The organism is Isoptericola croceus (assembly GCF_029382255.1).
GTDB classification, from domain to species: Bacteria; Actinomycetota; Actinomycetes; order Actinomycetales; family Cellulomonadaceae; genus Isoptericola; species Isoptericola croceus.
Genome location: NZ_JARLLG010000566.1, coordinates 1 through 251 on the forward strand (window position 1 = coordinate 1; position 251 = coordinate 251).

A 251-nucleotide genomic window follows, 5' to 3' on the forward strand; every position below is an offset into this window, starting at 1 on the left:
GTTTGTCGTCACCGTCATAGTAAACCGCCACCCCCGGCATGCGGGCCAGCGTCTCGCTCGAGCGCGGGATGTGCGTCCGGCTGCTGACCAGGGCGTGGTGCTGCGGCTGGACGCCGTAGCGCCCGCGGCGGTCGTGGAAGCGGTACCCGGGCGGCAGCGGATGCCTTCTTCTTTCCGGAGCTTCGTCTCTGTCTTTGTCTTTATCTGATGTTGGATTATCGTTGTCTGTGCCTGTGCTGGGGAGTCTATAT

Annotated in this window: 1 protein-coding gene; it reads left to right on the forward strand. The window is 62.5% G+C overall.

From position 1 onward, the window contains the following. The coding region (locus PZC42_RS22095; RefSeq protein WP_277214362.1) for a hypothetical protein at nt 1-208 on the forward strand (208 nt) is incomplete at its 5' end. Nucleotides 209-251 lie beyond the last annotated feature (43 nt).